At 70.4% G+C, this 9404-nt stretch carries 9 protein-coding genes; 4 read left to right on the forward strand and 5 right to left on the reverse strand.

The genetic code is table 11. The features are described 5' to 3' along the window. Nucleotides 1-514 precede the first annotated feature (514 nt). Complete coding sequence (locus ACNYS0_RS40715) at nt 515-1480, reverse strand: pirin family protein (RefSeq protein ID WP_422481609.1); 966 nt, start codon at nt 1478-1480, stop codon at nt 515-517. 128 nt (nt 1481-1608) lie between these two features. Between ACNYS0_RS40715 and ACNYS0_RS40720 the strand changes: the two genes are divergently transcribed. The 4 genes from ACNYS0_RS40720 (at nt 1609) to ACNYS0_RS40735 (ending at nt 5177) form a co-directional block, all read left to right on the forward strand. Beyond that, entirely contained in the window at nt 1609-2304 is a 696-nt protein-coding gene (locus ACNYS0_RS40720) for an ABC transporter permease (RefSeq protein ID WP_422481611.1), read from the forward strand. Continuing rightward, nucleotides 2301-2981 (forward strand): ABC transporter permease, encoded by a 681-nt coding sequence (locus ACNYS0_RS40725; protein ID WP_422481613.1) that lies wholly within the window; start codon nt 2301-2303, stop codon nt 2979-2981. Before ACNYS0_RS40720 ends, ACNYS0_RS40725 begins: the two co-directional genes overlap by 4 nt. Continuing rightward, nucleotides 2975-3937 carry an ABC transporter substrate-binding protein gene (locus ACNYS0_RS40730; RefSeq protein WP_422481615.1) on the forward strand — a complete coding sequence of 321 codons (963 nt, stop codon included), beginning with the start codon at nt 2975-2977 and terminating at the stop codon, nt 3935-3937. The genes ACNYS0_RS40725 and ACNYS0_RS40730 overlap by 7 nt, the downstream gene beginning before the upstream one ends. A 76-nt stretch (nt 3938-4013) precedes the next feature. Beyond that, nucleotides 4014-5177, forward strand: a complete 1164-nt coding sequence (locus ACNYS0_RS40735) for an NAD(P)/FAD-dependent oxidoreductase (protein WP_422481617.1) — start codon at nt 4014-4016, stop codon at nt 5175-5177. A 39-nt stretch (nt 5178-5216) separates the two neighbouring features. On the opposite strand, the gene ACNYS0_RS40740 is transcribed toward ACNYS0_RS40735, so the two are convergent. From ACNYS0_RS40740 to ACNYS0_RS40755, 4 genes are read right to left on the reverse strand one after another with little or no spacing between them, the layout of a single operon-like run. Further along, nucleotides 5217-6380, reverse strand: coding sequence for an ABC transporter ATP-binding protein (locus ACNYS0_RS40740; RefSeq protein ID WP_422481619.1), 1164 nt, complete (start codon nt 6378-6380; stop codon nt 5217-5219). Nucleotides 6381-6431: 51 nt separating this feature from the next. Next, entirely contained in the window at nt 6432-7076 is a 645-nt protein-coding gene (locus ACNYS0_RS40745) for a LutC/YkgG family protein (protein ID WP_422481621.1), read from the reverse strand. Beyond that, nucleotides 7073-8554, reverse strand: a complete 1482-nt coding sequence (locus ACNYS0_RS40750) for a LutB/LldF family L-lactate oxidation iron-sulfur protein (protein WP_422481623.1) — start codon at nt 8552-8554, stop codon at nt 7073-7075. Before ACNYS0_RS40750 ends, ACNYS0_RS40745 begins: the two co-directional genes overlap by 4 nt. Next, a complete protein-coding gene (locus ACNYS0_RS40755) occupies nt 8551-9327 on the reverse strand; it encodes a (Fe-S)-binding protein (protein WP_422481625.1) in 777 nt (258 codons plus the stop codon). The genes ACNYS0_RS40750 and ACNYS0_RS40755 overlap by 4 nt, the downstream gene beginning before the upstream one ends. Nucleotides 9328-9404 lie beyond the last annotated feature (77 nt).

Consider the following 9404-nt stretch of genomic DNA (forward strand, 5'->3'; position numbering starts at 1 on the left):
CCGTGACGGCAAGCTGAGCGGCAACTCGGTCACTTCACACAAGAGGTCATAGCCACTCGTTGATGGCAGCGATGAGGGCGGTCGCCTCATGGCGGACCGCGAGCTCTTCGTATCGCATCGCGACAGCGCGGTTCCGTTTGAGACGGTTGATCCCGCACTCCACCGCATGAAGCTCGCGGCAGTCGACCGGGTCGAAGCGCGGTGGACGTCCATCGAGGGGTCCGAGCTTCCGGCGGTTGCGTGCTTGGTCAGCCTTGTCTGGGATGGTGCAGCGGATTCCGCGGCACCGATCGCCAGACACCGGCACGGACTCTCCTGACGGGTCGTCAACTGAGCCGGCAGTGAGCCAGCATCTGTCTGGCTGGACCTAGTCGCACCTGACGGTGCTTGTACGCAGTTGAAAGCCGAACTCGTGGCCGATGAGGCGTTGACCGACAGGGCGCCTCACCCGCCCTTCGGAGTGCACTCCGAAGGGCGGGTGAGTTCACCTGTACTGCACAGGCAAAACCGCTGCTCAGCGGACGCGACCCCGTGGTTTCAAGGGCACAGGCGGAAGCTCAGGCGCCGGCAACGGATCTCCGTCGTACCCCTTCACCTCACCGAACCGAGTCCCGGTCATCCAGTCCTCACGAGCCTGCGTGATCTCGTCCTGCGACCTGCCGATGAAGTTCCAGAACATCACCAGCTCCTCCTCGAACGGCTCCCCGCCAAGCAACATCAGCCCCGCGTCCGACTCCGCGCGCAGCGGGAGTTCGGTGCGGCCGCAGCCGAGGTAGAGCATGGAGCCGGGGAGCAGGGGGACGTCGTCGACGTGGGCCTCGCCGGACATCGACAGGACCGCGTACTCGAAGTCCGGGTTCAGGGGGAGGCGGGTCTCCGTGCCGTGGGTGAGGGACAGGTCCGCGCCCACGATCGGGGTGTACGTCGTGCCGGGGGACGCCGCGCCGTCGAGCGAGCCGAGGATGACCGTGGCCGTCAGGCCGGGCGCCGTCGCCGTCGGCAGCGCGCCGTGGTGCTCGAAGTGCGGGTCCACGTGGCGGTGGGAGTCGGGGAGCGCCACCCAGAGCTGTGCGCCGTGCAGGAAGCGGGCGTGCGACTTGGGGCTCTCCTCGGAGTGGGAGATCGCCCGGCCCGAGGTCATGAGGCCCAGCTCGCGGGGGCGGATCGTCTGGAGGCTGCCCGTCGAGTCCCGGTGCAGGACCTCACCGTCGTGCAGCCAGCTCACCGTCTGGAGACCCATGTGCGGGTGCGGCGGCACCTGCATGCCGGGCTCGTCCGCGATGTCGTCCGGGCCGTAGTGGTCGACGAACGCCCAGGCCCCGACCATGCGGCGGCCCAGGTTGGGCAGGAGCCGACGCACCTCCGTGGAGCCGCCGAGGCGCACGCGGCGCGGGCTGAGGAGTTCGCGCACCGGTTCCGCCACGACGAAGCCGCGTCCGCCGCACACCGAGGGCACTGGTTCGCGGTCAAGATTGCTCATGACGCAGACCCTAGCCCTGGCGCAGCGCCACGTCAGGTGTGTGGGCCGGGGAACGCGGAGTGCCGCCCGTACGGGTCACCCGGCGCGCAGAGCTTGGGCCGAGCCACTGGAATGGTCGGGTGCGCCTCGTGAACGGTGGGTCCGGCACCGCGCCGCCCGACGACTGCCTCGCCCGCAACGACTGGATCTGCGGCGAGTACCTGAGCACGCGTCGGCACATGCTCGTCGACGCCACCGTGCAGCATCTGGAGATCACGCTCGTCGCCGTGGCCATCGCGGTCGTCATCGCCGTGCCGCTCGCGCTGCTCGCGCGGCGGTGGGGGTGGGCCGCCGGGCCGGTGCTCGCGCTGACGACCGTGCTCTACACGATCCCATCGCTCGCGATGTTCTCCCTGCTGCTGCCCGTGTACGGCCTGTCCGCCACGCTGGTCATCGCCGGGCTCGTGCTCTACTCGCTGACCCTCCTCGTACGGAACATCCTCGCCGGGCTGCGCTCCGTGCCCGAGGAGACCCGGCAGGCCGCGCGCGGCATGGGGTACGGGCCGATCCGGCTGCTGCTCACGGTCGAACTGCCGCTCGCACTGCCCGCCGCGCTCGCCGGTCTGCGCATCGCCACCGTGTCCGCCGTCTCGCTCGTGACCGTCGGCGCCATCGTCGGCTACGGCGGTCTCGGGAATCTGATCTACAGCGGCATGAACACGTACTTCAAGGCGCAAGTCCTCACCGCCTCCGTGCTGTGTGTCGTCATTGCGCTCGTCGCTGATGTCGTGCTCCTTGCCATCGGACGGGTGCTCACCCCCTGGACGAGAGCGAGTCGCGCGTGAAGCTGCTCTCCGACTCCTGGAACTGGCTGGCCGACTCCGCGCACTGGGCCGGTGACAACGGCGTCTGGCACCGGCTCGCCCAGCACGTGACGTTGACCGTCGTCTGTCTCGTCATCAGCTGTCTCATCGCGCTGCCGATCGCCCTTGTGCTCGGGCATCTCGGCAAGGGCGGGGCGCTCGCCGTCAACATCGCCAACGTGGGGCGTGCCGTGCCCACCTTTGCCGTGCTCGTGCTGTTGCTGCTCACGCCGCTCGGGCAGTACAGCGAGGGGCCCACCGTCGTCGCCCTCGTGCTGTTCGCGGTGCCGCCGCTGCTCACCAACGCGTACGTCGGGATGCGCGGCGTCGACCGGGAGGTCGTGCGGGCCGCGCGGGGCATGGGGATGACGGGGCGGCAGATGCTGTTGAGGGTCGAGGCGCCGCTCGCGCTGCCGATGATCCTCAACGGGGTGCGGATCGCCGCCGTGCAGCTCGTCGCCACGGCCACCATCGCCGCCATTGCAGGTGGCGGCGGGCTCGGGCGGATCATCACCGCCGGGTTCAATCTCGCCAGTACGCCGCAGGTCGTCGCGGGCGCCGTGCTCGTCGCCGTCTTCGCGCTGATCGTCGAGGGGCTGTTCGAGCTCGTCGAGCGGTTCGGTCCCGGATGGCTGCGGGGGAGGAGGACCGGATGGTGAGCAAGGTGCTGCGTCGGGTCGCGCTGCTTCTCGGGCTCCTGCTGTTCGCCGGTGGCTGTGCCACTGGGCCCTCGCTGGAGGACCGGGGCGAAGTGACCGCGCCGCCAGGTGACAGCAAGAATCTCGTCATCGGGTCCGCCGGATTCACCGAGAGCGATCTGCTGGCCAACATGTACGCGCTGCTGCTGAAGCAGGCGGGGTACGGGACCGAGCTGCTGTCCGTCGGCAACCGCGAGCTGTACGAACCCGCCCTGGAGTCCGGGCAGATCGACGTCGTGCCCGAGTACGCCGCCACCTTCGCCGACTGGCTCAACGCCAAGGCCCATGGCGCCGACGCGAAACCCGTCGGCTCGCCCGATCTCGACGCCACCATGAAGAGCCTGCGGGCGCTCGCCAAGCCCCGCGGGCTCGACGTGCTCGACGCGGGGAGGGCCGTCGACCAGAACGCGTTCGCGGTGACCGAGGCCTACGCGAAGAAGCACGACCTCAAGACACTCAGCGACCTCGGCGCCTCCGGCCTGAAGGTGCGCATCGCCGCCGGGGACGAGTGCGTACAGCGGCCCTACTGCCAGCCAGGCCTCGAAAAGGTCTACGGCATCGACGTCACCGGCATCGACCCCAAGGGCGTCGGCACCACGCAGGCCAAGAACGCCGTGCAGAACGGGCAGGACCAGATGGTGCTCACCACGACCACCGACGCCACCCTCGGCGACTTCGGGCTCGTCCTGCTCGACGACGACAAGAAGCTCCAGAACGCCGACTACCTCGTGCCCGTCGTCAACCGCTCGCGGGCCGGCAACGAGAAGGTCGCGAAGGCGCTCGGCGCGCTCAACTCCGTCCTCACCACCGCCGACCTCGCCTCCATGAACCAGCAGGTCGACAGCTGGCGAAGGCTTCCCGAGGACGTCGTGCGGACCTACCTGGAGGACAAGGGGCTGTTGCGGCGGGGTGGTTGACAGGTGTGTTTCGCGGTTCGGTGGGCAACCGGGGGACTGACCCATCGCCGCGACAGGAACACGTACAGGAAGCCGCATGAATCGAGCCGTCGTCGTCGGAGCGGGCGTGCTGGGCGCCTGCGTCGCCTACCACCTCGCCCGCGCGGGAGTCGAAGTCGTCGTCCTGGAGGAGGCGGGACCCGCCTCGGGCACCTCCAGCGCCACCTTCGCCGCCGACGTCACCCACCTGAAGACCCCGCACGCCTACTACCGCCTCAACCGCCAGGGCTCCGACGGCCACCGTGCCCTCGCCGAGGAACTCGACGGCCCCACCTGGCGGCATCCGGTGCCGCTCGTGCAGTGGGCCGACACCGACGACGCACAGCGCACACTGCGCGAACGTGCTTCACGCGTACGGGAGTGGGGCCACGACTGCCGCACCGCCCCGGCCTCCGCGCTGCGCGAACTCGCGCCCGCCGCCGACCCGGCCGCCTGTACCGCCGAAGAGATCGTCGTGCACACCGGCACCGCATGGTTCGACGCCCCTCGCCTGGTGCGCACCCTGCTGGACGCGGCCGTCCGCAGGCACGGCGCCGAGACGCACTACGGCACCCGCGTCACCGGCCTGCTCCGCCGCGGCTCACGGGTCGTCGGGGCGGAGGCGGGGGAGCGCAGCTGGGGCGCGGACACCGTCGTGAACTGTGCGGGGCCCGCCGCCGACCAGATCGCCGCGCTCGCCGGGGAACGCCTTCCGCTGCGGCACGTGCCCGGACTCGTCGCCGAGAGCGCGCCACTGGCAGAGGAGCCGCTGACCGCGATCCTCTCGGCACCCGGCATCGACCTGCGGCCCACGGCGGACGGCGGCGTGCTCGCGCTGTCGTGGGAGGTCGACGCGCGCTTGGAGGGCACGGCCGCCGACGGCCTGCCGTCGGAGCTGCACCGGCGCGCGAGCACGGTGGTGCCGGGCCTCGACGGCGCGCGGATCGCCGACGCGCGCATCGGCGTACGACCCGTGCCACTGGACGGGCTGCCGCTGGTCGGCGAGGCGGAGTCGGCGCCCGGCCTGTACCACCTGGTGTCGCACAGCGCGGTGACGCTCGCGCCGGTGCTCGGCCGGCTCGCCGCACAGGAGATCACGAGTGAGAAGGCGACCGAGGAACTGGAGGCGTACCGCCCCGGCCGGGAGATCGACGGAGACGTACAGGACGAGAATCTGCGCGCGATGAACCAGCACGGGACAGACTCTCAACCTCAACTTTAGGGTTACGTTCGCGAGTGTCCGCGTGTCCTTGTAGCTCGATCAGGCGTCCGCCACCGAGTCGAACTCGACCTCGTCGCGCGCCACGCCCTGCGCGTCCGCGTCCACCGACCGCCGCAGCGCCTCGTGCAGCTTCGCCGGAGTCAGGACGCCGAGGAAACGGGCGCCGTCGAGCACCGCGACCCAACCCGCGTCGTGCTGGAGCATCACGCCGAACGCCTGCTTGAGCGGCGCGCCGACCGGCACCCACGCACGCATCCGGTGCGCCAGATCGCCCACCCGGCCACCGGGACCGGCCAGCGACGCTTCATCGACGCCGACCCAACCGTGCAGGTCACCGCCCTCGTCGAGGACCACCGCCCACCGCACCCCGTCCTCCCGCATCTGAGCGGCCGCCCGCGCGGGCGGCTCCTCGAAGCGGACCACCGACGGCTGCTCCAGGTCGTCCGGCTCGATCTCGGTGACCGAAAGGCGCTTCAGGCCCCGGTCCGCGCCGACGAACTCGGCGACGTACGGGGTGGCCGGCGAGCCGAGCACCGCCCCCGGTGTGTCGTACTGCTCGATGCGGCCCTGCCCGTACACCGCGATGCGGTCGCCGAGCCGGACCGCCTCCTCGATGTCGTGCGTGACAAGGAGAACCGTCTTGCGCACGGCCGCCTGCATCTTCAGGAACTCGTCCTGCAACTGCTCGCGTACCACCGGGTCGACGGCCCCGAAGGGCTCGTCCATGAGGAGAACCGGCGGGTCGGCGGCGAGCGCGCGGGCTACCCCGACGCGCTGGCGCTGACCGCCCGACAGCTGTTCCGGGTAGCGGCTCCCGTACGTGGCCGGGTCCAGGCCCACCAGATCGAGCAGCTCCGCGGCGCGCGCCCTGGCCTTCGCCTTCTTCCAGCCGATGAGCGCGGGCACGGTCGCCGTGTTGTCGAGGATCGTGCGGTGCGGGAAGAGGCCGACCTGCTGAATCACGTACCCGATGCGGCGGCGCAGCTGCACCGGGTCGACGGACGAGATGTCTTGGCCCTCGACGTGGATGTGACCCGACGTCGGCTCGATCAGCCGGTTCACCATCATCATCGTGGTGGTCTTGCCGCAGCCGGAAGGGCCGACGAGCGTGACCAGTTCGCCCTCGTTCACCTCGAACGAGAGGTCGTCCACCGCCGTCGTGCCGTCCGCGTACCGCTTGGTGACATGGTCGAACCGGATCATGCCACCAACGCTAGCCGCGCCTGTGCGCCGCCGCCCTTCAGCCGCCGCCCATCAGGCGCTCACCAGGATGACCTCGAGGGTGCGGGGGCCGTGGACGCCTTCGACGCGGTCGAGTTCGATGTCGCTGGTGGCGGACGGTCCGGAGATCCAGGTGAGGGGGCGGGTGGGGTCGAGGCGTTCGAGGGCCTGGGGGACGGAGGAGACGACCTGGTCGGGGACGTTCACGACGCAGATGTGGTGGTCGGGGACGAGGGTGATGCGGCGGCGTCCCTGGTCGGGGGAGCCGTCGAGGACGATGGTGCCGGTCTCGGCGACGGCGACGGCGCAGGCGGTGACGACGCTGTCGACCTCGTCGAGTTCGGCCGGGGTGTTCTCGGCGCGGTCGTGGATGCGGACCGGGTCGGCGGCCTTCATCCAGTGCGGCGGCAGGCCGGGAGGCACCACGACGTTGCGTGATCCGTGTTCGGCGAGCAGCCGCATGACCACCTCCGGCAGCTCTTCAGAGGTACAGCGGTGCACGATGGCCCGGTAGTCCGCGAGGTTCTCCGCGAGGAGTTCCACCGTCTGCTCGGTGGTGCGGGAGCCGTGTTCGCGCAGGTAGCTGCGGTCGATGTCCTTGGCGTACGTGTCCGGGGCCTCGACCGGGCCGCCGAGGGCGCGGCGGACCCGGCCCAGGATGACGTCTCTGCTGCTCACTTCGGGGTGTCCTTTCCGCCGTTCGTACGCTTCCACCAGTCGCGGAAGGGTTCCGCGGGCACCGTGGGCAGGTCGCGGCTGTCCGTCCAGGCCTTGCCGGGGCCGGGCATGGTGCGCGGGTGGAAGCGGCGGGTGCGCGAGGCCAGGCGCTGGCCGGTGGCCAGGGCGCCCGGGTGGGTGAACGCCCAGGTGGCGGCGCGCATCGCGGCGCGTTCGGCGGCGTGCCCCTTGGCCGGGCGGAGCATGACCTTGTTGCCGTTGCGGGTGGCGGGGCCGCCGGCCACGACCCGTTCACGCAGGTGGACGAGGACCTCGGGGATGTCGATGGCGACGGGACACACCTCGTAACAGGCGCCGCACAACGACGACGCGTACGGGAGGGAGGCGTCGATCTCGCTTCCCGTGCCGCGCAGTTGCGGGCTGAGGATCGCGCCGATCGGGCCCGGGTAGACCGAGCCGTACGCATGCCCTCCCGCTCGCTCGTAGACGGGGCAGACATTCAGGCAGGCGGAGCAGCGGATGCAGCGCAGGGCCTGACGGCCGACCTCGTCGGCGAGGGTGTCGGTGCGGCCGTTGTCGATCAGGACGAGGTGGAAGGTCTGGGGGCCGTCGGAGTCGGTGGTGCCCGTCCAGGTCGACGTGTACGGGTTCATCCGCTCGGCCGTGGAGGAACGCGGCAGTGTCTGGAGAAACACCTCCAGGTCCTGCCACGTCGGCACGATCTTCTCGATGCCGACGACCGAGATCAGTGTCTCGGGCAGGGTCAGACACATGCGGCCGTTGCCCTCGGACTCCACCACGACGAGCGTGCCGGTCTCGGCGACCATGAAGTTGGCGCCCGAGATGCCGACCTTGGCGCGCAGGAACTTCTCCCGCAGGTGCAGGCGGGCCGCCTCGGCCAGTTCGGCCGGGGTGTCGGTCAGGCCTTCCGGGGCCGGACGCCCCCAACTGCCCATCTCCTTGCGGAAGATGTCGCGGATCTCGCCGCGGTTGCGGTGGATCGCGGGGACCAGGATGTGCGAGGGCCGGTCGTCGCCGAGCTGGACGATGAGCTCGGCGAGGTCGGTCTCGTAGGCGTGGATGCCCTCGGCCTCGAGGTGCTCGTTGAGGCCGATCTCCTGCGTGGCCATCGACTTGACCTTCACGACCTCGGACTCGCCGGTCTCGCGGACGAGGCCGGTGACGATGCGGTTGGCCTCGTCGGCGTCGCGCGCCCAGTGCACGGTGCCGCCGGCCGCCGTCACCGACTCCTCCAACTGGACGAGATAGTGCTCCAGGTGGTGGAGGGTGTGGTCCTTGATCTCCTTGCCGGCCTGGCGAAGGCGCGCCCAGTCGTCCAGCTCCGCCACCGCGCGTTCGCGTTTGTCGCGGATGGTGTGGGTGGCGTGCTTCAGGTTGGCGCGCAGGGTGGTGTCGCGTACGGCGTCGTGCGCGGCCTTCGGGAAGGCCGGCATCCCGACAAACGTTCCGCCGCTCATACCAGGGCCTCCTCGTCCTCGGTGCCGGCCAGGATCTCCGCGATGTGGACGGGGCGCATGCCGACCTTCAGGCGGGACATGGTGCCGCCGATGTGCATCAGGCAGGAGTTGTCGGCGGCGCACAGCACGTCCGCGCCGGTGGACTCGGCGTTGCGGACCTTGTCGGTGCCCATCGCCGTCGACACGTCCGCGTTCTTCACCGCGAACGTGCCGCCGAAGCCGCAGCACTCGGTCGCGCCCGGCAGCTCGGCCAGCTCAAGTCCCTTGACCTTGCTGAGCAGTTGAATGGGGCGGTCGCCGAGCCCGAGGGAACGCAGACCGTGACAGGTGGGGTGGTAGGTCACCTTGTGCGGGTAATAGGCACCGACGTCCGTCACCTTGAGTACGTCGACGAGGAACTCGGTCAGCTCGTACGTCTTCGGGATCACCGGTGCGAGGGTCGTGGTGAGGGTGTCGCCGCGGCCCTCCGCGCGCGCCCGTTCGCCCATCCGCGGATACAGCTCACGCACCATCGCCGCGCACGATCCGGACGGCGTGATGATTGCGTCGTAATCACCCGAGGCGAGGCCGGGGCCGAAGGTGTCGGCGTAGTGGGTGGCCAGTGGCTCGGCCTCGCGGCGGTAGCCGGTGTTGTAGTGCGGCTGGCCGCAGCAGGTCTGTGCCGCCGGGAAGTCGACGTCCACGCCGAGCCGGTTCAGAAGCTTCACGACGGCGCGGCCCGTGTCCGGGTACAGCGTGCCGTTGACACAGGTCAGGAAGAGCGCGACACGCATGGGGCCCCTTCGGTCGGTCGGATTCGGTTGGCACGGCCGGTCTGTGAGTGATCATCGGACGGGTGCAGCGTACGTCG

This window comes from Streptomyces anthophorae, assembly GCF_049310305.1.
In the GTDB taxonomy this organism is placed as follows: Bacteria; Actinomycetota; Actinomycetes; order Streptomycetales; family Streptomycetaceae; genus Streptomyces.

Bases quoted from the DNA above. Each gene is read 5' to 3' on its own strand.
- ACNYS0_RS40715 (WP_422481609.1), bottom strand. From the start codon at position 1,480: ATGAGCAATCTTGACCGCGAACCAGTGCCCTCGGTGTGCGGCGGACGC.
- ACNYS0_RS40730 (WP_422481615.1), top strand. From the start codon at position 2,975: ATGGTGAGCAAGGTGCTGCGTCGGGTCGCGCTGCTTCTCGGGCTCCTG.
- ACNYS0_RS40735 (WP_422481617.1), top strand. From the start codon at position 4,014: ATGAATCGAGCCGTCGTCGTCGGAGCGGGCGTGCTGGGCGCCTGCGTC.
- ACNYS0_RS40740 (WP_422481619.1), bottom strand. From the start codon at position 6,380: ATGATCCGGTTCGACCATGTCACCAAGCGGTACGCGGACGGCACGACG.
- ACNYS0_RS40750 (WP_422481623.1), bottom strand. From the start codon at position 8,554: ATGAGCGGCGGAACGTTTGTCGGGATGCCGGCCTTCCCGAAGGCCGCG.
- ACNYS0_RS40755 (WP_422481625.1), bottom strand. From the start codon at position 9,327: ATGCGTGTCGCGCTCTTCCTGACCTGTGTCAACGGCACGCTGTACCCG.